The 24,133-nt window shown below is 52.2% G+C and carries 23 protein-coding genes; 11 read left to right on the forward strand and 12 right to left on the reverse strand.

Annotation, left to right across the window (positions count from 1 at the left end; all coding sequences use genetic code 11):
- The first annotated feature begins 21 nt into the window (after positions 1-21).
- Positions 22-990 carry an archaetidylserine decarboxylase gene (gene asd / locus ABVN44_RS07880; protein WP_023231650.1) on the forward strand — a complete coding sequence of 323 codons (969 nt, stop codon included), beginning with the start codon at positions 22-24 and terminating at the stop codon, positions 988-990.
- An 18-nt stretch (positions 991-1,008) separates the two neighbouring features.
- Positions 1,009-4,335 (forward strand): miniconductance mechanosensitive channel MscM, encoded by a 3,327-nt coding sequence (gene mscM, locus ABVN44_RS07885; RefSeq protein WP_001236755.1) that lies wholly within the window; start codon positions 1,009-1,011, stop codon positions 4,333-4,335.
- A gap of 136 nt (positions 4,336-4,471) precedes the next feature.
- Here the strand turns inward: mscM and ABVN44_RS07890 are convergent, their stop codons facing one another.
- The 3 genes from ABVN44_RS07890 to epmA all read right to left on the reverse strand — a co-directional run bounded on the left by ABVN44_RS07890 (position 4,472) and on the right by epmA (position 7,562).
- Positions 4,472-4,792: a hypothetical protein gene (locus ABVN44_RS07890; protein WP_001737341.1), complete on the reverse strand. Its 321-nt coding sequence runs from the start codon at positions 4,790-4,792 to the stop codon at positions 4,472-4,474.
- 64 nt (positions 4,793-4,856) lie between these two features.
- Positions 4,857-6,359 (reverse strand): glutamate/gamma-aminobutyrate family transporter YjeM, encoded by a 1,503-nt coding sequence (gene yjeM / locus ABVN44_RS07895; RefSeq protein ID WP_023231651.1) that lies wholly within the window; start codon positions 6,357-6,359, stop codon positions 4,857-4,859.
- Between the two features lie 225 nt (positions 6,360-6,584).
- The gene (gene epmA / locus ABVN44_RS07900) at positions 6,585-7,562 is read right to left on the reverse strand and encodes an elongation factor P--(R)-beta-lysine ligase (protein ID WP_023231652.1); all 978 of its coding nucleotides are present in this window, start codon (positions 7,560-7,562) and stop codon (positions 6,585-6,587) included.
- A 322-nt stretch (positions 7,563-7,884) separates the two neighbouring features.
- Between epmA and frdA the strand changes: the two genes are divergently transcribed.
- The 5 genes from frdA (at position 7,885) to ABVN44_RS07925 (ending at position 11,822) form a co-directional block, all read left to right on the forward strand.
- On the forward strand, positions 7,885-9,675 hold the full coding sequence (gene frdA / locus ABVN44_RS07905; RefSeq protein WP_001192954.1) for a fumarate reductase (quinol) flavoprotein subunit: 1,791 nt from the start codon (positions 7,885-7,887) through the stop codon (positions 9,673-9,675).
- Entirely contained in the window at positions 9,668-10,402 is a 735-nt protein-coding gene (frdB, locus tag ABVN44_RS07910; protein WP_000829509.1) for a fumarate reductase iron-sulfur protein, read from the forward strand. Before frdA ends, frdB begins: the two co-directional genes overlap by 8 nt.
- Positions 10,403-10,412: 10 nt before the next feature.
- The gene (gene frdC, locus ABVN44_RS07915; RefSeq protein ID WP_000208749.1) at positions 10,413-10,808 is read left to right on the forward strand and encodes a fumarate reductase subunit FrdC; all 396 of its coding nucleotides are present in this window, start codon (positions 10,413-10,415) and stop codon (positions 10,806-10,808) included.
- Positions 10,809-10,818: 10 nt separating this feature from the next.
- Complete coding sequence (gene frdD, locus ABVN44_RS07920; RefSeq protein WP_000609650.1) at positions 10,819-11,178, forward strand: fumarate reductase subunit FrdD; 360 nt, start codon at positions 10,819-10,821, stop codon at positions 11,176-11,178.
- Positions 11,179-11,288: 110 nt separating this feature from the next.
- A complete protein-coding gene (locus ABVN44_RS07925) occupies positions 11,289-11,822 on the forward strand; it encodes a lipocalin family protein (RefSeq protein ID WP_001238398.1) in 534 nt (177 codons plus the stop codon).
- Positions 11,823-11,838: 16 nt separating this feature from the next.
- Here the strand turns inward: ABVN44_RS07925 and sugE are convergent, their stop codons facing one another.
- Complete coding sequence (gene sugE, locus ABVN44_RS07930; RefSeq protein ID WP_000118469.1) at positions 11,839-12,156, reverse strand: quaternary ammonium compound efflux SMR transporter SugE; 318 nt, start codon at positions 12,154-12,156, stop codon at positions 11,839-11,841.
- A 256-nt stretch (positions 12,157-12,412) separates the two neighbouring features.
- On the opposite strand from sugE, the gene ABVN44_RS07935 reads away from it, so the two are divergent.
- Positions 12,413-13,000 carry a LuxR C-terminal-related transcriptional regulator gene (locus ABVN44_RS07935; RefSeq protein WP_000912959.1) on the forward strand — a complete coding sequence of 196 codons (588 nt, stop codon included), beginning with the start codon at positions 12,413-12,415 and terminating at the stop codon, positions 12,998-13,000.
- A gap of 30 nt (positions 13,001-13,030) precedes the next feature.
- On the opposite strand, the gene ecnB is transcribed toward ABVN44_RS07935, so the two are convergent.
- The 3 genes from ecnB to efp all read right to left on the reverse strand — a co-directional run bounded on the left by ecnB (position 13,031) and on the right by efp (position 14,046).
- A complete protein-coding gene (gene ecnB / locus ABVN44_RS07940) occupies positions 13,031-13,177 on the reverse strand; it encodes a lipoprotein toxin entericidin B (RefSeq protein ID WP_000239598.1) in 147 nt (48 codons plus the stop codon).
- Between the two features lie 107 nt (positions 13,178-13,284).
- Positions 13,285-13,419 (reverse strand): entericidin A/B family lipoprotein, encoded by a 135-nt coding sequence (locus tag ABVN44_RS07945; RefSeq protein ID WP_001670700.1) that lies wholly within the window; start codon positions 13,417-13,419, stop codon positions 13,285-13,287.
- A 60-nt stretch (positions 13,420-13,479) separates the two neighbouring features.
- Positions 13,480-14,046, reverse strand: a complete 567-nt coding sequence (gene efp, locus ABVN44_RS07950) for an elongation factor P (protein WP_000257282.1) — start codon at positions 14,044-14,046, stop codon at positions 13,480-13,482.
- A gap of 40 nt (positions 14,047-14,086) precedes the next feature.
- On the opposite strand from efp, the gene epmB reads away from it, so the two are divergent.
- Together epmB and ABVN44_RS07960 are read left to right on the forward strand one after the other, a co-directional pair.
- Entirely contained in the window at positions 14,087-15,115 is a 1,029-nt protein-coding gene (gene epmB / locus ABVN44_RS07955; protein WP_000940482.1) for an EF-P beta-lysylation protein EpmB, read from the forward strand.
- 281 nt (positions 15,116-15,396) lie between these two features.
- On the forward strand, positions 15,397-16,254 hold the full coding sequence (locus ABVN44_RS07960) for a YjeJ family protein (protein ID WP_001229227.1): 858 nt from the start codon (positions 15,397-15,399) through the stop codon (positions 16,252-16,254).
- A gap of 47 nt (positions 16,255-16,301) precedes the next feature.
- On the opposite strand, the gene ABVN44_RS07965 is transcribed toward ABVN44_RS07960, so the two are convergent.
- The 4 genes from ABVN44_RS07965 to ABVN44_RS07980 form a co-directional block, all read right to left on the reverse strand.
- Complete coding sequence (locus tag ABVN44_RS07965; RefSeq protein WP_000558210.1) at positions 16,302-16,655, reverse strand: DUF4156 domain-containing protein; 354 nt, start codon at positions 16,653-16,655, stop codon at positions 16,302-16,304.
- A gap of 333 nt (positions 16,656-16,988) precedes the next feature.
- Complete coding sequence (ltrA, locus tag ABVN44_RS07970) at positions 16,989-18,686, reverse strand: group II intron reverse transcriptase/maturase (protein WP_023231653.1); 1,698 nt, start codon at positions 18,684-18,686, stop codon at positions 16,989-16,991.
- A gap of 1,093 nt (positions 18,687-19,779) precedes the next feature.
- Positions 19,780-21,426 (reverse strand): chaperonin GroEL, encoded by a 1,647-nt coding sequence (groL, locus tag ABVN44_RS07975; RefSeq protein WP_000729126.1) that lies wholly within the window; start codon positions 21,424-21,426, stop codon positions 19,780-19,782.
- Between the two features lie 43 nt (positions 21,427-21,469).
- Entirely contained in the window at positions 21,470-21,763 is a 294-nt protein-coding gene (locus ABVN44_RS07980) for a co-chaperone GroES (protein WP_000027827.1), read from the reverse strand.
- Between the two features lie 275 nt (positions 21,764-22,038).
- On the opposite strand from ABVN44_RS07980, the gene yjeH reads away from it, so the two are divergent.
- On the forward strand, positions 22,039-23,280 hold the full coding sequence (yjeH, locus tag ABVN44_RS07985) for an L-methionine/branched-chain amino acid transporter (protein ID WP_023231654.1): 1,242 nt from the start codon (positions 22,039-22,041) through the stop codon (positions 23,278-23,280).
- A gap of 58 nt (positions 23,281-23,338) precedes the next feature.
- Here the strand turns inward: yjeH and ABVN44_RS07990 are convergent, their stop codons facing one another.
- Positions 23,339-23,815: an FxsA family protein gene (locus ABVN44_RS07990; RefSeq protein WP_001267291.1), complete on the reverse strand. Its 477-nt coding sequence runs from the start codon at positions 23,813-23,815 to the stop codon at positions 23,339-23,341.
- Between the last annotated feature and the right edge of the window lie 318 nt (positions 23,816-24,133).

Below are 24,133 nucleotides of genomic sequence, written 5' to 3' on the forward strand. Positions count from 1 at the left end.
AACAATGGCCTGGAGGCTACCTTGTTAAACTCATTTAAACTTTCGCTACAATACATTCTGCCGAAACTATGGCTCACTCGCCTGGCGGGCTGGGGCGCAAGCAAACGAGCAGGATGGCTGACAAAACTGGTTATCGATCTCTTCGTAAAGTATTACAAAGTCGATATGACCGAGGCGCAAAAACCGGATACCGCCAGCTATCGTACGTTCAATGATTTCTTTGTTCGTCCGCTGCGTGATGACGTGCGTCCGCTCAATACCGATCCTAACATCCTGGTGATGCCTGCTGACGGCGTGATAAGCCAGTTGGGTCGTATCGAAGAAGATAAAATTTTACAGGCCAAAGGCCATAATTACAGCCTTGAGGCGTTGCTGGCGGGTAACTACCTGATGGCGGATAAGTTCCGCAACGGCACGTTTGTGACCACTTACCTCTCCCCTCGCGACTACCATCGCGTGCATATGCCATGCAACGGCATCCTGCGTGAAATGATCTACGTACCGGGCGATCTGTTCTCCGTTAACCATCTGACCGCGCAAAACGTCCCCAACCTGTTTGCCCGCAACGAGCGCGTTATCTGCCTGTTTGATACCGAGTTCGGCCCTATGGCGCAGATTCTGGTCGGCGCAACTATTGTCGGCAGTATCGAAACCGTCTGGGCGGGGACCATTACCCCGCCGCGCGAAGGCATCATCAAGCGCTGGACCTGGCCAGAAGGCGAATATGAAGGGTCTGTCGCCTTGTTGAAAGGCCAGGAGATGGGACGCTTTAAACTGGGTTCCACGGTCATCAACTTATTTGCGCCGGGGAAAGTGAATCTGATCGAGTCGCTGGCAAGCCTGTCCGTTACCAAAATTGGCCAACCGCTGGCGACGTCGACCGAAACATTCGTCGCGCCGGAGGTAGAACCTGCTCCGCTGCCGGCAGAAGAAATTAAAGCCGAACACGACGCCAGCCCGCTGGTTGACAATAAAAAAGACGACACCTAATCAAGAGAGAATGCTGACGTGCGCCTGATTATCGCTTTTCTGATGGCCTGGTGCCTCAGCACGGGGGCGTTCGCCGCAACGGCCCCCGACGCCAAACAAATCACGCAGGAACTGGAGCAGGCAAAAGCGGCGAAGCCCGCTCAGCCGGAAGCCGTTGAGGCGCTCCAGACTGCGTTAAACGCGCTTGAAGAGCGAAAAGGCTCGCTTGAGCGCGCGAAACAATATCAACACGTTATTGATAATTTCCCTAAGCTATCCGCCACCTTGCGCGCCCAGTTGAATAATCTGCGCGATGAACCTCGCAGCGTACCGCCAGAGATGTCCACCGAAGCGTTAAATCAGGAGATCTTGCAGGTTAGCAGCCAGCTACTGGATAAAACCCGCGAGGCGCAACAGGAGCAGGAGCGCGTCAGGGAGATCGCCGACTCGCTCAGCCAGCTTCCCCAACAGCAAAACGACGCCCGCCGCCAGCTTAATGAGATTGAGCGACGACTCGGCGCCGCAGGCGGAAGTGCCGCGCTTAGCCAGGCGCAAAGTCTCAGTATGCAGGCGGAGTCCGCCAAACTAAAAGCGTTAGTCGACGAACTGGAGTTGGCGCAACTGTCCGCCAACAACCGGCAGGAACTGGCTCGTCTGCGTTCCGAGCTGGCGGAAAAACAGAGTCAGCAACTGGATGCGTATCTTCAGGCGCTGCGCAATCAGCTCAATAGCCTGCGTCAACGTGAAGCGGAACGCGCGCTGGAAAGCACTGAGCTGCTGGCGGAAAACAGCGCCGGTTTGCCGGAAGGCATCGTCGAACAATTTAAAGTCAACCGCGAGCTGTCACAGGCGCTCAATCAACAAGCGCAGCGGATGGATCTGGTCGCCTCGCAGCAGCGACAGGCCACCAGCCAAACGTTACAGGTGCGCCAGGCGCTCAATACGCTGCGGGAGCAGTCGCAATGGCTTGGCGTGTCCAACATGCTTGGCGAAGCGCTGCGCGCGCAGGTCGCCCGTCTGCCAGAGATGCCTAAGCCGCAGCAGCTTGATACGGAAATGGCGCAGCTACGCGTCCACCGTATGCGCTATGAAGAGTTACTCAATAAGCAGCCGCAGCTACGGCAAATACGTCAGGCCAATGGACAGCCGCTGACCGCCGAGCAAAACCAGATCCTTGACGCCCAGCTTCGCACTCAGCGCGAGCTGCTCAACTCGTTGTTACAGGGCGGCGATACGCTGATCCTGGAGCTGACCAAACTGAAAGTCTCCAACAGCCAACTGGAGGATGCGCTTAAAGAGGTTAATGAAGCGACCCACCGTTATCTGTTCTGGACCGCTGACGTTAGCCCGCTATCGCTCTCCTGGCCTGTTGATTTGGTTCAGGATTTACGTCGGCTTATCTCATTAGATACGTTTAATCAGTTAGGTAAAGCCAGCATCATGATGCTGACCAGCAAAGAGACGCTGCTGCCGTTATTCGGCGCGCTGGCGCTGGTCGGGTTTAGCCTCTATTCACGCCAACACTTCAACCGGTTCCTTGAGCGCTCGGCCTCGCGCGTCGGGAAAGTCACCCAGGATCACTTCTCGCTGACGCTGCGAACGGTGTTCTGGTCGATTCTGGTCGCCTCGCCGCTGCCGGTCTTGTGGGCGACGCTCGGCTATGGTCTGCAGGAAGCCTGGCCGTATCCGCTGGCCGTCGCCATCGGCGATGGCGTGACGGCGACAGTACCGCTGTTGTGGGTAGTCATGATTTGCGCCGCTTTTGCCCGCCCTAATGGCCTGTTTGTGGCGCATTTCGGCTGGCCGCGAAACCGGGTAGCGAAAGCGATGCGCTACTACCTGATGAGCATTGGGCTGATCGTGCCGCTCATTATGGCAGTGATCATGTTTGATAATCTTAACGATCGGGAGTTTTCCGGCTCGTTGGGCCGCCTTTGCTTCATCCTGATATGCGGCGCGCTGGCGCTGGTCACGCTGAGTCTGAAAAAAGCGGGCATCCCGCTCTATCTTGATAAAGAAGGCAACGGCGACAACATGGTCAACAGCCTGCTGTGGAATATGCTGATGGGCGCGCCGCTTATCGCGATTCTGGCGGCGGCGGTGGGTTATCTGGCCACGGCGCAGGCGCTACTGGCGAGACTGGAAACCTCGGTCGCTATCTGGTTCCTGTTGCTGGTCATTTATCACGTCATTCGCCGCTGGATGCTGATCCAACGACGCCGACTGGCTTTTGACCGCGCCAAACATCGTCGGGCGGAAATGCTGGCGCAGCGCGCGCGCGGCGAAGAAGAACCGGCGCACTCCTCCAGCCTGGAAGGCGCGGTCGACATCGATGAAAGTGAAATCGATCTTGACGCTATTAGCGCTCAGTCGCTGCGTCTGGTCCGCTCAATTCTGATGCTTATCGCCTTGCTATCGGTAATTGTACTGTGGTCGGAAATCCACTCGGCATTCGGCTTCCTGGAGAATATTTCGCTGTGGGATGTCACCTCTACGGTGCAAGGCGTGGAAAGCCTGGAGCCGATTACCCTCGGGGCGGTGCTCATTGCGATTCTGGTCTTTATTATCACCACGCAGTTGGTGCGTAATCTGCCTGCGCTGCTGGAACTGGCGTTATTACAGCATCTCGATTTAACGCCTGGTACCGGTTACGCCATCACGACCATCACCAAATATCTGTTAATGCTGATTGGCGGACTGGTCGGTTTCTCGATGATCGGCATTGAGTGGTCGAAGCTACAATGGCTGGTGGCCGCGCTCGGCGTTGGGCTTGGTTTTGGCCTGCAAGAAATTTTCGCTAACTTTATCTCCGGCCTGATTATTTTGTTTGAAAAGCCGATTCGTATCGGCGATACGGTGACCATTCGCGATCTCACCGGCAGCGTGACCAAAATCAATACCCGCGCCACCACCATCAGCGACTGGGATCGTAAAGAGATTATCGTGCCGAATAAAGCCTTTATCACCGAACAGTTTATCAACTGGTCGCTGTCTGACTCCGTTACGCGCGTGGTGTTAACCATCCCGGCGCCAGCGGATGCCAATAGCGAAGAGGTGACGCAAATTCTGCTGACGGCGGCGCAGCGCTGTTCTTTGGTGCTGGACAACCCGCCGCCTGAAATCTTTCTGGTGGATCTCCAGCAGGGTATTCAAATTTTCGAACTGCGTATCTATGCCGCGGAAATGGGACACCGTATGCCATTACGCCATGAGATCCACCAATTGATTCTGGCGGGCTTCCGCGAGCACGGTATTGATATGCCGTTCCCGCCGTTCCAGATGCGTCTGGAGAGTCTCGGAGGTAAACAAACGGGGAGAACGTTAACGTCAGCGGGTAAAACCAGCCGCCCGGCGGGCAGTTTGTAGCGCATGATCCAGGCAAGAAATGCCGGATGCGACCCGTCGGGTCTTATCCGGCCTACGGGCCGGCAATTAATCTGTAGGCCCGATAAGCTTGCGCCATCGGGCATTTCATCGCAGCTCACAGACATTTTCGGACTTATTATGCGTCCAGATCGGCAGCAGGCAGGTTAATTTCGCTATAGCGCATTCGGAATAAATCGCCGTAACCCACCAGTTCTCCGCGAAATACGAGGCATCTTATAACATACGCGCAATAAATATCCGACACATGTTTCCACTTATCCTCATCGCGATCCCTTAACGTGCCAATAGTCATTCCTACTACCATCGCAACCTTTCGACGTGCAACATGAACGGAAGAAAGAATAACCTTTTCTATTTCAAGGATATCTTCCGGAGTAAAATTGAGTGCCCTAACCTCATCTTCCGTGATAATCGGGTCTCTCGAACTATCATTCATAACGTTCTCCATCGGGCAATAAACGCCGGATGCGACCCGTGGGGTCTTATCCGGCCTACGGCCTTTACTCCGCCGCCCACTCCGGATCAGCGCTCATGCGGCTGCTGTAATTCTGATAAATCGCCATCGCCAGCAGCGAGAAGAAGATCGGGCCGCCGATCATCCACAAGGCGCTGTCCCAATCCCCAGCTTCAATCACCGGCTGGATGATGGTAAAGACGTTGGCAAACGTCACCACCAGCACCACAACACCCGTCGCGACCAGGGTAGAGGCTTTGGTTTTAAAGAGAACAAATGGCCGCTCCAGATCCTGACGCGCTTTAAAGAAGGGAAATGCCAGCGCAAGGAACAGGTATGGCAAGGTCATTGAGACGTTCGCCATCAGCGTGAGTTTGTTATAAAACGCCGATGCGGTGTCACCGCCAAAAGAGACCAGCAAAATAAACAGACTCACCAGCACGCACTGTAGCCACATAGCGGTCGCCGGCATACCGTTAGCGTTCAGTGTCGTCATCGGCGCGGGCCACAACGCTTTTGGCGTCCCCTGAATAATGGCTTTCAGCGGTGAATAGCTCAACGTAAAAAACGCGCCGGTATAAGCCAGAAACATAGAAAGGCCGGTGATACGCGCAAACCAGACGCCCACCGTCATCGCAGCTTCCGGAGAAAGGTTTAACGCGTTACCTAATGTCGTGCCTAAACTCGACATCAAAATGTAGGTGATATTCCCTAAGTTAACGGCGCTATTACTTAATATCTGTTGCCAGTTAGTGCTGACGCCCCATAAAAAGATCGCCAAAGAATAACCAATTGAAATCACAATGGCCGCGAAGACAATGCCTTTCGCAAAATTCTTTTCCGGTTTTTCGGTTTTATCCACCAGTCCGCCGACAGCCTCAATACCGCCGTACGCAAAAATAGCAAATACCACAAATGACAACATTGCCAGGCCGGAGTGATAACCCGGATTCGGTGACGAGGTAAAATTAATTTCTTGTGCAAAATGCCCACCATTTAATAACAAAATAGCGACACTCACTAACAATAAAACTAAATTAAGACACATTACGGCAATACCTCCGACCGCCGTAATTCGCGCAATTTTATTGATCCCTCTGGCGGCGACACACGTCACCAGAATCATCCAGCCAACGGCGAGCAGCCCGACAACCTGCGTAGGCTCAAGCCCCGCAATACGCCAGTGCTGCGTCATATCGGCGCCAAAAACAAAAGTAGAAAACGGTACCCAAATTTTTGCCGCCGTACTTACCATCCATATGACATACGATGAAAACCACATAAACGTGCCAATAAACGCGTAACGTGGCCCCACGCTATTATTCATCCACGAATAGATCCCGCCCTCTTCTTTGCGATAAGCGGAACCCATTTCAGCCATCATTAAGGCGAATGGAATAAAAAACAGCAAGGCAGAAAATATATACCATGCGATTGCGCTATACCCCATTAAATAAAACGCCGACGGGCTATTCGCAAAACCAAAAACAGAAGTAAAAATCATCAGGATAAGCCCAATAAGGCTCATCTTTTTTATCGTGTGGGTCATTCAACCATCCCTTACGCTCGAGCGCGTTTGCCAGACGCCGCTCACCGATTGACGCCGCCTTCTTTTTTACGAAGGTCAGCGATAAAAAAATCAACACAGGATTGATACCTAAATGGCATCAAAGTTCCAGCCTTATGTTGTGGCAAACAGAGGATAATTGAAAAAATATGCTACAAAATGGCGCTTATTGCGCCATTTTATCTCGCGAAAGAGTGAATTTCAGATTTACGCCCGATCGACCGTAAAAGCAATCACGTCCGCCAGGCTTTCTGCTCCCAGCGCCAGCATCACCAGACGATCAACACCCAGCGCCACGCCGGAACAATCCGGTAGACCGGCGGCCAGCGCATCCAGTAGATTTTGGTCAATCGGCTGCGGCGGCAGACCGCGCGCGGCGCGCTTACGATTGTCCTGTTCAAAGCGCTGTTGTTGCTCACGTGCGTCCGTCAGTTCGTGGAAACCATTCGCCAGCTCAATACCTTTGTAGTACACCTCAAAGCGCTCGGCGACGCGATGATCCTCGGTACTGATTTGTGCCAGCGATGCCTGACTTGCCGGAAAGTGATAAATAAAGGTCGGCTTTTCTTTACCTATATGCGGCTCAACCCCCATCGTGAACAGCAGTTGCAGCAACGTATCACGGTCTTCTTCCGTATCGGCGATATTGCTTAAATCAAGCTTTGCCGCCGCCTCACGCAGCTGCGTTTTATCTGCTGATAACGGGTCAATCTCCAGATGGCGCTGAAACGCCTGTTGATAGGAGAGACTTTCCGCGGGTTGACAATCCAGCACTTGCTGAAGCAAATCATCCACTTCATTCATCAGGCGGTACATATCGTAATGCGGGCGATACCACTCCAGCATAGTGAATTCCGGATTATGATGTCGTCCCATCTCTTCATTACGGAAACTGCGGCATAGCTGGAAAACCGGGCCGCACCCTGCCGCCAGCAGGCGTTTCATATGGTATTCCGGACTGGTCATTAAATAGAGGTTCATCCCCTGGGAATGGCCAGGTCCGACGAAACGCGTTTCGAACGGGAACAGATGAATGTCTGTGACCGTCGCCTGACTCATGCAGGGCGTCTCAACCTCAAGCACTCCACGATCGGCAAAGAAACGACGGATTTCCGCCATAATCGCCGCACGTTTTAATAAATTGGGGATGGACGCGCTCGGCTGCCAGGTTGCCGTTTCGCTCATGATTCTTTCTCCAGTTTAAGACAAGGTCACGAAGTCTACTCGCAACGCGCGGGCGAAACAAATTTTGCGCAGGCGTATCGGGCGCCTTCTGGAGGGTAAAAAAAGTGATTTCAGATGGTTTAGTAATTAAATTAATCAAAATCAATGATAATTCATCCCTCTGATACGCTAAAAAAATCGAACACGTCAAATTTCCCTCACATCCCTGAGACTATACTGTTGTACCCATAAAGGAGCAGTGGAAACGCATTCATACTTCGCAGAACCCAGAGGCTTTATCTGGCTGCGCGAGGGTGAAATTACAATAATCTGGAGGAATGTCGTGCAAACCTTTCAAGCCGATCTTGCCATTATAGGCGCCGGTGGCGCGGGATTACGTGCTGCAATTGCTGCCGCACAGGCGAATCCCAATGCTAAAATCGCACTGATCTCAAAAGTGTACCCGATGCGCAGCCACACCGTCGCTGCCGAAGGGGGTTCAGCCGCTGTCGCCCAGGATCATGACAGCTTTGACTACCATTTTCACGATACGGTAGCAGGCGGAGACTGGCTGTGTGAGCAGGATGTCGTGGATTACTTTGTCCACCATTGTCCCACTGAGATGACGCAGCTGGAGCAATGGGGCTGCCCGTGGAGCCGCCGTCCGGACGGTAGCGTTAACGTGCGTCGCTTCGGTGGTATGAAAATCGAGCGTACCTGGTTCGCCGCGGATAAAACCGGCTTCCATATGCTGCATACCCTGTTCCAGACTTCCCTGCAGTTCCCACAAATCCAGCGCTTTGACGAACATTTTGTGCTGGATATTCTGGTTGATGACAACCATGCGCGCGGCCTGGTGGCAATGAACATGATGGAAGGCACGCTGGTGCAAATCCGCGCCAACGCCGTGGTCATGGCGACAGGCGGCGCAGGCCGCGTATACCGCTATAACACCAACGGCGGCATCGTCACCGGCGACGGGATGGGCATGGCGCTGAGCCACGGCGTTCCGCTGCGTGATATGGAATTCGTTCAGTATCACCCGACTGGCCTGCCAGGTTCCGGTATTCTGATGACCGAAGGTTGCCGCGGTGAAGGCGGTATTCTGGTCAATAAAAATGGCTACCGTTACCTGCAAGACTACGGCATGGGCCCCGAAACGCCGCTGGGCGAGCCGAAAAACAAATATATGGAACTGGGGCCGCGCGACAAAGTATCCCAGGCTTTCTGGCACGAATGGCGTAAAGGCAACACCATCTCCACGCCGCGCGGCGATGTGGTTCACCTCGACCTGCGTCATCTCGGCGAGAAGAAACTGCATGAACGTCTGCCGTTCATTTGCGAACTGGCGAAAGCCTATGTCGGCGTCGATCCGGTTAAAGAACCGATTCCAGTACGTCCGACCGCGCACTACACCATGGGCGGCATTGAAACCGACCAGAACTGTGAAAGCCGTGTCAAAGGGCTGTTTGCCGTTGGCGAATGCTCCTCTGTTGGCCTGCATGGCGCGAACCGCCTCGGTTCCAACTCACTGGCGGAACTGGTGGTGTTTGGTCGTCTGGCTGGCGAACAAGCAATGGAACGCGCTGCTACGGCAGGCGCCGCAAATAGCGCCGCGCTCGACGCCCAGGTTGCCGATATTGAACAGCGTCTGAAAAATCTGGTGAACCAGGAAGGCAACGAAAACTGGTCGAAGATCCGCGATGAGATGGGTCTGTCTATGGAAGAAGGTTGCGGTATTTACCGTACCCCGGAACTGATGCAGAAAACCGTTGATAAACTGGCCGAGCTTCAGGAACGTTTCAAGCGCGTACGTATCTCCGATACCTCCAGCGTGTTCAACACTGACCTGCTGTATACCATCGAACTGGGTCATGGTCTGAACGTAGCGGAATGTATGGCGCACTCTGCGCTGGCGCGTAAAGAGTCCCGCGGCGCGCATCAGCGTCTGGATGAAGGCTGTACCGAGCGCGACGATGTGAACTTCCTCAAGCACACCCTCGCCTTCCGCGATGCTGATGGCACGACCCGTCTGGAATACAGCGACGTGAAAATCACCACCCTGCCGCCAGCCAAACGTGTTTACGGCGGTGAAGCGGAAGCAGCCGATAAGAAGGAGAAGGCGAATGGCTGAGATGAAAAACCTGAAAGTTGAGGTGGTGCGCTATAACCCGGAAACCGATACCGCGCCGCACAGTGCTTTCTATGAAGTTCCTTATGATGAAACAACATCGCTACTGGACGCGTTGGGCTACATCAAAGATAACCTGTCGCCAGACCTGAGCTACCGCTGGTCCTGCCGTATGGCGATCTGCGGCTCTTGCGGCATGATGGTCAACAACGTCCCTAAACTGGCGTGTAAAACCTTCCTGCGCGATTACACCAACGGTATGAAGGTGGAAGCGCTGGCGAACTTCCCGATTGAGCGCGATCTGGTTGTCGATATGACGCACTTTATCGAAAGCCTGGAAGCGATCAAACCGTACATTATTGGCAACTCTCGCACGCCAGATCAGGGGCCGAATGTCCAGACCCCGGCGCAAATGGCGAAGTATCACCAGTTCTCCGGTTGCATCAACTGTGGTCTGTGCTACGCCGCGTGCCCGCAGTTCGGTCTGAATCCTGAATTTATCGGACCGGCTGCGATTACGCTGGCGCATCGCTATAACGAAGATAGCCGCGATCACGGTAAGAAGGAGCGTATGGCGCAGTTGAACAGTCCGAACGGCGTATGGACCTGTACTTTCGTGGGCTACTGCTCCGAAGTCTGTCCAAAACATGTCGATCCGGCTGCGGCCATTCAGCAGGGTAAAGTGGAAAGCTCGAAAGACTTTCTTATCGCCACCCTGAAACCACGCTAAGGAGTGCAACATGACGACTAAACGCAAACCCTATGTGCGGCCGATGACGTCCACCTGGTGGAAAAAACTGCCGTTTTATCGCTTTTATATGCTGCGCGAAGGCACAGCGGTGCCGGCAGTCTGGTTCAGTATTGAACTGATTTTCGGTCTGTTTGCGCTCAAACACGGCGCGGAATCCTGGATGGGATTCGTCGGCTTTTTACAAAACCCGGTGGTAGTGATCTTAAACCTGATCACCCTGGCGGCCGCGCTGCTGCACACCAAAACCTGGTTTGAACTGGCGCCGAAGGCGGCCAATATCATTGTAAAAGACGAAAAAATGGGGCCAGAGCCAATCATCAAAGGGCTTTGGGTGGTCACTGCGGTAGTCACCGTAGTCATTCTGTATGTTGCCCTGTTCTGGTAAGGAGTCCCGGATGATTAATCCAAACCCAAAACGTTCTGATGAACCCGTATTCTGGGGACTGTTTGGCGCAGGCGGTATGTGGGGCGCGATCATCGCGCCGGTGATCGTGCTACTGGTTGGCATCATGCTGCCGCTGGGGCTATTTCCGGGCGATGCCCTGAGTTTTGAGCGCGTACTGACGTTCGCCCAAAGCTTTATTGGTCGCGTTTTTCTGTTCCTGATGATCGTGCTGCCGCTATGGTGTGGCCTACACCGTATGCACCACGCGATGCATGACCTGAAAATCCACGTGCCCGCGGGCAAATGGGTCTTCTACGGTCTGGCGGCAATCCTGACCGTTGTGACGGCGATTGGCGTTATCACTCTCTAAGTTGCCACGACGCCCTCTTATCTACCCGATAAGAGGGCGTTTTTTCTTTTCCTGCCTCTCATTTTCCCGCCAGGTTCTACACTTAGAAAAAACACTGGAAGGAAAATTTTATGCGCTTGCTGCCCGTCGTTGCTGCGGTTACTGCGGCATTTTTGGTTGTCGCCTGTAGTTCACCTACCCCGCCTAAAGGCGTTACCGTGGTAAATAACTTTGATGCCAAACGTTACCTCGGCACCTGGTATGAGATCGCACGCCTCGATCATCGATTTGAACGTGGACTGGAACAAGTCACGGCCACCTATAGTCTGCGTGACGATGGCGGGATTAATGTCATCAATAAAGGCTATAACCCGGATCGGGGAATGTGGCAAAAAACAGAAGGCAAAGCGTATTTTACCGGTAGTCCAAACCGCGCCGCGCTCAAGGTCTCTTTTTTCGGCCCGTTCTACGGCGGCTATAACGTGATTGCGCTTGACCGGGAATACCGTCATGCGCTGGTGTGCGGCCCGGATCGCGACTATCTGTGGATACTCTCTCGCACGCCAACGCTTTCTGAGGAAATAAAACAGCAAATGCTGGCCGTCGCGACCCGGGAGGGGTTTGACGTCAATAAATTAATTTGGGTAAAACAATCAGGTTCGTAGCAATATCAGCGACGAATTAATGCGCACTGAGTTTTAGCCCAATGATACCCGCGACGATCAAGCCAAGACTGAGCAAACGCGCCGGTGAGGCAGACTCGCCCAGCAGAAGGATACCGGTGATTGCCGCCCCGACGGCGCCGATGCCGGTCCAGATGGCGTACGCCGTTCCAACGGGCAGTGTTTTCATTGCCCAGGAAAGTAACGCCATACTGATAACCATGGCCGTAATGGTGATAATACTGGGGGTCAGACGAGAAAAACCGTGGGTATACTTCAGGCCGACAGCCCATACCACTTCAAGTAAACCAGCGATTAATAGAATGATCCAGGACATAGCAGGCTCCAGATAATTAATGGGGCCGTCCCCGGTGAGAATAGCGTTTACAGGTCGTCCTGTAACGTATACGGATGAAAAGCCATTTTTGCCTGAGAGAAAATGAATTTCAACCTTTTTATTTTTTTCCGTCTAAAGGCGGGAATTGGCCCTTTTAAGCCGCGTAGTTTTCGCATTTAGCGCCCACAGGAGTTCTCTATGATGGAACGCCTTCTGGGAAAGAAAGTGCTTTATCTACTTCCGGGTGCAAAAAACTATGTTGAAAATTTTAGTGATAGACCGATGCCACTTTACCCGTACGGGCATGGAGGCCTGGCTTAATCACACTGATGTGCTCAGTTCTTCACTGCTGGTATCCGGGATGAATAACCTTATACTGGCGAAAGAACATATTCTGCAATGGAAGCCCCATCTGGTTATCGCTGATTTATATGGTTTTCTCAACGATGCCTTACCCGAACAGCCTATCAATGCATTTTTTGCCGCCTGCAGGATGACGCCGTTGGTATTATTACAGTCAGGGAATATGCCGTACAGACCGCAATATGCCAGTCATGCGGTGTTATCTAAACACACGCCTTTACATGAGCTTGCACAACGAATTAAAGGAGCGCTATATACTCATCCACTGCAGGAAGCGCCGGAAAGCGCCACGCCATTGCTCTCTCCGCAGGAGGAAAAAGTGCTCGCGATGTGGACGGAAGGCACCAGCAATAAAGAGATTGCGTATGCGCTTGGCATTCACGGGAAAACGGTTTACACCTATAAGCGTAATATCCGTATGAAACTTCATATGGATAATCGGTATTCTCCCTTTCTTATGCTTCCGGAGAAAATCGATTAACGGTACGACGCCATGCCGTACCGTTGATGATTACTGCTGAGCTCTGGTTGCAGCGCCAGAGATCGCACTACCACCGTCCGAGATGTCCTCGCCCACGCCGCGCGTGGTATTACAAGCAGTTAATACAGTGGAAAGTACCAAAACAGAAAAGATCGCTGCAATTGTCTTTTTAACCATAATGTCTTCCTTTTCTAGCCAATGTTGTTTGTGTATAGCAACTTAATAATAGACAACATCCCAGAAAATGACGGGCGATCGACTAATTTTAGGAAGACGAGAAGCGATTAGCTGGCTGCGCGGGAGATGGCGTGGCCAAGATGCTGAATATCTTCGCCGAAGCCGCGGGCGGTATTACATGCCGTTAATAATGTGCCGGTAAGAAGAACCAGCGCGACAAGGCAGATAAAGCGTTTCATCATTGAGGCGCGAAAAATAGGATGGCGCAGCATACGCTGCACCATTTTTCCCGATAACGTAAATTATTTTACGCGGGATACGTATTCGCCGGAACGGGTATCGACTTTGATCACTTCGCCAATCTGCACGAACAGCGGAACTTTAACCACTGCGCCAGTAGACAGCGTGGCTGGTTTGCCGCCAGTACCTGCGGTATCGCCCTTCAGACCTGGGTCGGTATCAACAATTTCCAGTTCAACAAAGTTCGGCGGAGTGACAGAGATAGGCTGACCGTTCCACAGGGTTACGATGCATTCCGCCTGATCCAACAGCCATTTTGCGTTGTCGCCGATAGCCTTGGCATCTGCAGACAGCTGTTCGAAGGTTTCGTTGTTCATGAAATGCCAGAACTCACCGTCGTTGTACAGGTAAGTCAGGTTCATATCGACTACATCCGCGCCTTCTGCGGAATCGGTCGATTTGAAGGTTTTCTCAACGCGCGTGCCGGTCAGCAGACGGCGCAGCTTAACGCGGGCAAACGCCTGGCCTTTACCCGGTTTCACGAATTCACTGGATTCAACCGCATAAGGTTCGCCATCCAACATGATTTTAAGACCGGAACGAAAATCGTTGCTATAGTAAGTCGCCATAAGGCCCTCTGAAATTGTTAACTGGTAGCTAAGCCACAAAATGGCGCATATTGTAACCCTAAATACCCCATTGCGAGAAGATTGGTTAGCGCAACTTGCCGATGTTGTGACCAATCCCGACGAACTGCTGCATCTTTTACAGATTGAAGCTGATGAAAACCTCCGGGCAGGACAGGACGCCAGGCGCTTGTTTGCCCTCCGCGTGCCGCGCGCTTTTATTGCGCGCATGGAGAAGGGCAACCCTGACGATCCTCTTTTACGTCAAGTGCTGACGTCCCGGGATGAATTTATTGTCGCCCCCGGTTTCTCCACCGACCCGCTGGAAGAGCAACACAGCGTGGTGCCAGGATTATTGCATAAATACCAAAACCGGGCGCTATTGCTGGTAAAAGGCGGATGTGCGGTAAATTGCCGCTACTGTTTCCGTCGTCACTTCCCGTATGCGGAGAATCAAGGCAATAAGCGTAACTGGACAGTCGCGCTGGAGTATATCGCCGCACACCCGGAACTGGATGAGATCATCTTTTCCGGCGGCGATCCGCTGATGGCGAAAGATCATGAGCTGGACTGGCTGCTCACGCAACTGGAAGCCATTAAGCACGTCAAGCGGCTACGCATCCACAGTCGGTTGCCTATCGTCATCCCGGCACGCATTACTGACGAACTGGTCGCCCGCTTTGACCAGTCACGTCTGCAAATTTTGTTGGTGAACCATATCAACCACGCTAATGAAGTGGACGAGGCGTTCTGCCTGGCGATGAAGAAACTGCGCCACGTGGGCGTCACGCTTCTCAACCAGAGTGTCCTGCTGCGTGGCGTGAATGATAACGCGCGAACGCTGGCGAATCTGAGCAACGCGCTATTTGACGCCGGCGTGATGCCCTATTACCTGCATGTGCTGGATAAAGTGCAGGGCGCCGCGCATTTTATGGTCACCGATGACGAAGCCCGGCAAATCATGCGCGAACTGCTCACGCTGGTATCCGGCTATATGGTGCCAAGACTGGCGCGTGAAATCGGCGGCGAACCGAGCAAAACACCGCTGGATTTACAGCTTCGGCAGTGCTAATCCTCGCGGGCGCGTCAGGGACGACGAAAAATATTACCGCGCAATATTACGAGGAGACTCCCCCGCGATTCTCCTCACCCTTTGGCGAGGATAAACTAACCTTCGTTAAATACACCTTTCCGGTCCTCTCTTTTCAATAAAGTCCGTTTTAGGACTCGCTTAGCGTGTACTGCATTTTCGAATTATACTGGTTCTCCTTTTTATAGGACGGCATAAACAATTTATATATCAAATACATTGCAGTAAAACATTTAATTATTTTATATTTGTGGAGAATTGACATGGCCTTAACGATTAAGGGACTAAATACCGGCGTTATTCGTCACAATGATAAGTTTATCGCGCTGGCGCTTAAGGTGAAGTCACTGAGAAATAAAGAAACACTGCTTTTCTTTCCTGTGCTCGCGCTGCGAGACTTGTTGATCGGCCTTGAACACCGGCTTTATTTACAACACTCGCTGCCGGAACAAGAGCAGGAAAAACGCCAGAAAGCTAAAAGCAGTCATGTGCTTAAAATGCATGAGAATATTCCGGCAATACTCCGTGAAGAGCTGGAAAACGCCGATGTTAATCAGCGTGTTGAATCTTTAGCGTTGAGCGATAATACAGAAAAAGTATTAACCTTTACGTTAAAGCTGCACAATGGTAGCCATCTTGATTTACAGGTCGGTGAGTGGCAGGTTGAAGTTCTGGTGATGGCTATTATTCACGCCATTAATAATGCCGAAATGCGTGAGCTCGCATTGCGTATTTCTTCAATGCTGGACTTTTTACCATTATACGATGCTGACTGCCTGGAAAACGGTAATATCGAATTCGATACCTATAACCAGCCTGACTGGAAACATAATCTGTATAACCATTATTTAGCGCTCGTTTATCGTTATACGGATGAGGCAGGACAATCGCATGATTGCGGCACCATCATTAAGACCCGTAGTCAGTCAGGCTCTAAAGAAGCTGAAGCGATATCACGCCGCTTGCTGAATTTCAGCCCGCGTCTTAAAAAGCTGGAAGGAAAACCGTGTAAGGTTTTTGTCAGAACGCTTGGAACCGGTAAAGCAGCGCGTCTGACGCAAGATCAATGCATGCGCGCGTTGCATAATCTACGCATGGCGTCATCGCAGGAAAAACGCTAACCATATCGCCCTCTGAATCTTTCAGAGGGCGTTACGATTCAGACATATCAATTCGGACATTTATAAACCTGGCCGTTCATCTCGCTGGCCGTCGGGACAAAACTGGACAACATGCCCTGCGACGGACTACTTACGCCATACAGCACGTTTCCACCCATCGCGGCCGCCTGATTACGCAGATCGTTCGCTGCGCCACGCATTGAGCCACCCTCTTCGCCGTGCTGGCCTGAAAACCAGTTACTCTGTTTACCGGTTGCCGTACCAATAAGCTGGCATTCCGCGCCCGGCTTATCTTCGACAAAGCGTACATTTTGGCCGGCAGCGGTGAGTTCGTTGCTGGAGCTACAACCCGCCATCAGCAGCGCGGCGCCAACGATCCCTGCTAAATATTTCACGTGCATGTTATTCCCCATAATCAATGAGCTGGACGTTTTGTCCGTATCTGAATCTTATACTAAAAAGATGACTAAAAGAAAAACCCCCGGTCATTTCTGCCCGGGGGTTTCTCAATTCTGGGAGATAAGCACCCAAATCATTCTGGTTGCAGGAAGGCGGCCAGTTTGTTAATCCCCAGTCACTTACTTGAGTAAGTGACTGGGGTTAGCCAACGCATCTGCAGCCTGAAGGATGCAGGGTGTGGGCAATGTCGGGTAGCAGCAGCGCATTACTGCGCCGCCGCCCCCTAAGAACCGTACGAGCGAGTTTCCCCGCATACGGCTCAAGCCTTAATAAGTTCAACCGACGGGTTGAACCGGTTGCACATCTTTTTCCTCGTTCACGTGTAACTGGATGTGGCAGCCCGGATGCAGCATCACCAGATTCTCAAGCTCGTCACCGCCGCCCAGATGCTTCTGGTGCTTATGGTGAACGTGCCAGCCTGTTTCCATCGTAATTAACTGGTTACAGAGCGGGCAGCGTTTCTCCTGCCTGAGCCAGAGCGCCAGCAACTTCTTCCTGCCCTGCATGGTTTCCTTCCAGTGACGCTCAAGGCGCTGCTCGAAGTACAGTTCCCATTCAGGCAGATAAGGGTTAGCTTCCGCCTTTATCTTAGTGTGTCGTTTAATAACGGTGTCTTTTGCCCAGACCAGTGTTACCGGATTTTCCTTATCCTCCCGCCATTGAAACACCCAACGCCGGTTATTCACCGTATGAAAGTATTTAGCCTTCACCCAGCGTTTGTAGCGGTTTTTATGCCGCCTGCAACACCAGCGCCAGAGCAGCTTCCAGACACGGTAATCCACATAGCTGAACGTTTCTTTCGCCACCACATGCCGGTGATAGTTCGCCCAGCCCCGCAATACCGGGTTGAGCTGATGTATCAGCCAGTCCTGCGGCTGCGTCGGATGACGCTTCACAATGTCCCTCACTTTCGCCAGAAACGTTCGCAGGTTCTTACGGGAAGGCTTTATCAGCATTTTCCCGCGATACTTGCGCACGTTCTGGCCGAGGAAGTCAAAACCCTGCTCAATGTGCGTTATCACCGTTTTCTCCGGCGACAGTTGCAGCCCCCGCTCCGCCATAAAGGCTTCAACGAGAGGTTTGACTTCATTCTCCAGCAACTCTTGCGAGATACCGGTGATGATAAAGTCGTCTGCATAACGCACATAGTTGACCTTGGTCTTGTAGCTGGCTTTGGTATTCTTCACCCCAAATCGGGATTCAAGCACCGCTTCCAGCCCGTCGAGCGCCATATTGGCCAGTATCGGTGAGATAATACCGCCCTGAGGCGTACCCGCACCGGTTGTATGGTAATGACCGGACTCCATGTAGCCTGCCTTCAGCCATTTACCCAGCACCTGCTTATCCATCGGGATATGCGCCAGTAACCAGTCATGACTGATGTTATCGAAACACCCTTTGATGTCGCCCTCCAGCACCCACTGCGCCGAGTTGCCCCGACTGAGCACCACAAAGCACTGTTCAATAGCATCCGCCGTTGAACGCATCGGACGAAAACCATAACTGTTGCGGTCGGCTGTTGTTTCCGACACGGGTTCCAGCGCCAGCAGATACAACGCCTGCATGGCTCTGTCTCTCATGGTCGGTATCCCGAGCGGACGCAACTTGCCGTTCGACTTCGGGATATACACCCGCCGTAGCGGTTTAGGGTGATATCCGGTTCTCTTCATATCGAAGATGGCCTCCCATTTGGTTTTCGGGGTACTCCATAACTTTCCATCCACTCCGGGGGTATCCTTGCCCCGGTTTTCCGTGACTCGCCTGACCGCTAATGCCTTAGCCGCCAGCGAACGGGTCAGCATTCGTTGCAGCGCTTTTACCCGCCGCCACTCCTGCTGAAGCGCTGCCTTCGCAATGCGTACCTGTAGCTTTCTCACCGCTTCTGAGGTTTTACGCCAGTTAATGGCGTGCCACCTTTCCGGGCGGGAAGACGCAGATACCGCCTGCGATTCAACTCGCGTTTCGGTATTCACCTTGCTATCCTCCTGAATGCTCTGTCGAGAGCACCCTGAGGACGAACGTGGATTCCCCCCGAGGGAGAAATCACGTTTCGCCCCTCGGGGTTTTACATTCAATAAGCTTTACAAGCCTTATTACGATTTAAGACCAGTTGGAAGTCTGCCCCGTTTCCGGTGAGGCCCTGTTTCATGCCTCTATCCACGCCATTACAGCGCAGCGTTTGCTTTTTCCAACCTCCCTTACCCGCATACCCAACAGTTCGCCTTACGGCTCCCCTGCCTCAACGAGGCGAATATACGGGCTTACCGAGTTCCGTACAGATGACACGTATCGGTTAGGTTCTGCCTATCCACCGGTGGCGCTCATATCAGCGTATCCCCAGATGTAAAAGAGATAACCTGTCCACCCACCTTTTGGTCAAAGCGTATCAACGACTTACGCTCAATGCGGCTGACGGTGTTTAACAGCAGTTCACGTACGTTAACCTTACGATACAGCCTGGCCTCTCATGGTCATGTCGTTAGACCAATCCAGTTAATTTCCTCACGGATATCAACCGCCGCTTGCGCGGGAGTACGTTGTCAGGAAGCTCCGCACCCCACCGTTGCCAGTGACGCACTATCCCTAGGCTACCGTTGGCTGAACAACGGGTTCTTCTTCACTATTTCTGCTCAAGAAATAGCGACAGAACAATCACCCGTACAGCTTGCGCTGCATTCCTCTTGTAAAGATCGCGAGCAAAACGATCCCGTCCTGTTCATGAATCCATGAAAGGATGAAGTGATGATGTATGGCAAACCGCGCCATAATCGTTAAGGATGTAACATCGGTATGGGATTAGCCGATGCCTGCCCTGACGGGCATTCTGCGCAGAGTAAACTGCCGCAGATAACTGAGTGAAAGTAATGGGCGCGTTACTGCTCATCACTGAAAGGTAACCCAAACTACGGGAGCGTATTCCACCGCCGAAGCGACTCCACCTTATGCTACGCTAAAGGGTTTTGGGAGCGGGGCAAGCCCCGCTCACCGGGCACGCAAGCTAACTGCAAGAGAAAAATTCTCTATTTTATTCAGCCAGTTACGCAGAGGAATGCGACTCTCGTCGCATTACATCATGCCGCCCATACCACCCATACCACCCATGCCGCCAGCAGCGCCTAAATCAGGAGCATCGCTTTTCGGCAGGTCGGTCACCATGCACTCGGTAGTGATCATCAGACCAGCCACAGAAGCCGCGTACTGCAGCGCAGAACGGGTAACTTTGGTTGGGTCCAGGATACCCATATCGATCATGTTGCCGTATTCTTCAGTTGCTGCGTTGTAACCGTAGTTACCGTCGCCGCCTTTAACGGTGTTAGCGACAACAGATGGCTCTTCGCCGCAGTTCAGCACGATCTGACGCAGCGGAGCTTCCATTGCGCGCAGCGCAACTTTGATACCCACGTTCTGGTCTTCGTTCTGGCCTTTCAGGTCAGCAATTTTAGAAGCAACGCGGATCAGCGCAACGCCACCACCAGCAACCACGCCTTCTTCTACCGCAGCACGGGTCGCGTGCAGGGCATCTTCAACGCGGGCTTTCTTCTCTTTCATTTCAACTTCGGTCGCAGCGCCAACTTTGATTACCGCAACGCCGCCTGCCAGTTTCGCTACGCGCTCCTGCAGTTTTTCACGATCGTAGTCGGAGGTCGCTTCTTCAATCTGCTGACGGATCTGAGCAACACGGCCCTGGATGGCAGCTTCTTCACCCACGCCATCGATGATGGTGGTGGTGTCTTTGTTGATCACAACGCGTTTCGCCTGACCCAGGTCTTCCAGGGTTGCTTTTTCCAGCTCCATACCGATCTCTTCAGAGATTACGGTACCGCCGGTCAGGGTAGCGATATCCTGCAGCATCGCCTTACGACGATCGCCGAAGCCCGGTGCCTTAACAGCAGCCACTTTCACGATGCCACGCATAGTGTTAACAACCAGGGTAGCCAGCGCTTCGCCTTCAACATCTTCAGCGATGATCAGCAGCGGTTTGCCTGCTTTTGCAACGGCTTCCAGAACCGGCAGCATTTCGCGGATGTTAGAGATTTTCTTATCAGCCAGCAGGATGAACGGGCTTTCCAGCTCTACTGCGCCAGTTTCCGGCTTGTTGATGAAGTAAGGAGACAGGTAGCCGCGGTCAAACTGCATACCTTCAACCACGTCCAGTTCGTCCTGCAGACCGGTACCGTCTTCAACGGTGATGACGCCTTCTTTACCGACTTTATCCATCGCTTCCGCGATCAGTTTACCTACGGTTTCGTCGGAGTTAGCGGAGATAGTACCTACCTGAGCAATCGCTTTAGAGTCGGAGCACGGTACGGACAGCGCCTTCAGCTCTTCAACCGCCGCAGCAACCGCTTTGTCGATACCACGTTTCAGGTCCATCGGGTTCATGCCCGCAGCAACGGCTTTCAGGCCTTCGGTAATGATGGACTGCGCCAGTACGGTCGCGGTGGTGGTACCGTCGCCTGCAGCGTCGTTCGCTTTAGAGGCAACTTCTTTCACCATCTGCGCGCCCATGTTTTCAAACTTGTCTTCCAGTTCGATTTCACGCGCTACGGAAACACCATCTTTAGTGATAGTCGGCGCACCGAAAGATTTATCCAGAACCACGTTACGGCCTTTCGGACCGAGGGTTACTTTCACTGCATCTGCCAGTACGTTTACGCCGCGCAGCATTTTCACACGAGCGTCGTTACCGAATTTTACGTCTTTAGCTGCCATTTTCTCTTTCCCTTAAATTCGTATGTTCAGTGTCGTTCGCGGATTACGCTTCAACAATTGCCAGAATGTCGCTTTCAGACATGATCAACACTTCTTCATTGTCGATCTTTTCAGATTTCACACCGTAGCCATCGTTAAAAATAACGATGTCGCCAACTTTCACGTCCAGCGGCTGTACAGTACCGTTGTCCAGGATGCGACCCTTACCGACAGCGATGATTTCGCCACGAGTTGATTTACCCGCTGCGGAACCGGTCAGTACGATGCCGCCAGCAGATTTGGACTCAACTTCTTTACGTTTGACGATCACACGATCATGTAACGGACGAATACTCATTGATAGCTCTCCTTTGAGAAAGTCATTATCAGTTATGGGTGACGCCGGCCCGTAAACGGTTTCCCGGCTGGTGACCAGAGAGATGGGGATGGGGTTTTGCCCCTTCAAGGGGGGAGATGAAAAAAAATTCTTCTGAGCGAAAAAAGCGGTAAAAACGCTACTTATCTCACGTTTACCCAAGGTTTAGAACATCCTGCTATAAGAAAAGGCGTGTGTGATACGCTTAAAAATGTCTGTCGTCACCTGACGTTACAATGCCGCCGGATAATGAGCTGATGAATGAACTAAAAAAAGAGCTTGGGTTGGTTCAGGGCGTTATCTTGTTAACCACATCATTATTAGGGACTGGCGTTTTTGCGCTTCCGGAGCTGGCTGCACTGGCGGCAGGCGACATCAGCCTTTGGGCATGGCCGCTGCTCATTATTTTGATTTTCCCTATTGCGATTGTCTTTGCTGTGCTGGGGCGCCATTTTCCACACGCTGGCGGCGTAGCGCATTTTGTCGGGATAGCATTTGGCCCGCGTCTGCAACGGGTGATCAGTTGGCTGTTTTTATCAGTCATTCCTGTTAGTTTTCCCGCAGCCTTGCATATTGCGGTGGGTTTCGGCCAGGCGCTGTTTGGCTGGCAAAGCGAACAGCTCTTATTTGGGGAGCTGGGTACTCTAGGTTTGCTATGGTTTATGGGATCGCGCGGCGCCAGCTCCAGCGCCAACCTGCAAGCCATTATCGCTGGATTAATTATCGCGCTTATTGCCGCCATTCTGTGGAAAGGCGCGATTAAACCTGCAGATATCACCTTCCCAGCCGCAAACGAAATCACCTTTTCCCGCCTGTGTACCGCCCTGGCGATCATGTTCTGGGGATTTGTGGGAATTGAGGCTTTTACGCATTTGTCGTCTGAATTTAAAAATCCTGAACGTGATTTTCCGCGCGCATTGATCATTGGCCTGATGCTGGCTGGCGCCATTTATTGGACCTGTACCGCCGTGGTGCTGCATTTTGGCGTCTATAGCGACAAGATAGCGGCAACAGCCTCGCTACCGCTTATTATTGTTCATCTCTTCGGTATCCAGGCGTTGTGGGTAGCCTGCATTATTGGTTATCTCACCTGCTTTGCCAGCCTGAATGTGTATGCTCAGAGTTTTGCGCGTCTGGTATGGACGCAAATGCAATATCAGCCCGATCACTATCTGGCTCAACTCTCTCCCGGGCGCCTTCCCTTGCACGCGTTAAACGTTATTCTGGCCTGTTGTTGCGTGAGTTCCCTGGTCGTCTACGCCCTGAAGATTAACCTCAATGCGCTGATCGTCTATGCTAACGGTATTTTTATTATGCTCTATCTGCTTTGTATGCTGGCGGGCTGTCGACTGTTGAAAGGGCGTTGCTATGCACTGGCGGTGACGGGTTGTCTACTGTGCCTGTTATTGCTGGCAATGCTGGGGTGGAAAAGCTTATATGCCATTATCATGCTGGCTGCATTATGGCTGTTTTTACCGAAGCGAAAACGCATGGCGTAAGACGCATCCGCTGGCCGGATAACGCCTTACGCGACTTATCCGACCAACGTCTCTACCTTTAATCCCGACGATCGTCTTTATGTTCAATACGATCGCGATCGTCATCTTTACGCTGATACTCGCCGTCAAATGTTTCGCCACCGCCAGTACCTGCGCTAAACCCGCCGCCCGGCATCCGGGAAAAACGTAAATGCGGCAGCAACTTCAGCGTCAAATGTTTTTGCACTGGCGGTAACAAAAGGAGAAGGCCGAGAAAATCGGTGAAAAATCCCGGCAACAGGAGCAGTAAGCCAGCGATGATCAGCGATACACTCTTAATCATTTCTGCCGCCGGGCTCTCACCGGCCGCCATTTTTTGTTGCATCAGCAAAAAGTTTTTAAAACCCTGGTTACGTACCAGCGACATACCGATAACAGACGTAAAAATCACCAGGATTAACGTCATCAGGACGCCAAGCACATGGGCGACCTGGATAAAGATAGAAATCTCAATGTAAACATAGAGAAAGACAGCTAAAAAGGGTATCCAGCGCAAAGGACTCTCCTGTAAGTCATGGCCGTCTGCGACGACCATTTGAATGGGGTTGCGATTCGCATCGATTCGATATGGTGGTGCGTAGCAAAATTTCAAGTGGTTTGTACACCTATTTTAGGTAGTAATACTAAAGCGGTGACCTATTTCACAAAATAATAAATAAGGGGTAAATTCCCACACTTTAAGTGATCCAGATTACGGTAGGAATTCTGAACCAGCATATGATCTCGTTTATCAGGCCGATGGAGGGGATAATCGTCGGTCAGAAAACATTCGAAATCACATATATCCTGTGTGTTTTAAAGTAAAAATCATTGG

Origin of the sequence: Salmonella sp. SJTUF15570, assembly GCF_043357055.1 — a bacterium.
GTDB classification, from domain to species: Bacteria; Pseudomonadota; Gammaproteobacteria; order Enterobacterales; family Enterobacteriaceae; genus Salmonella; species Salmonella enterica.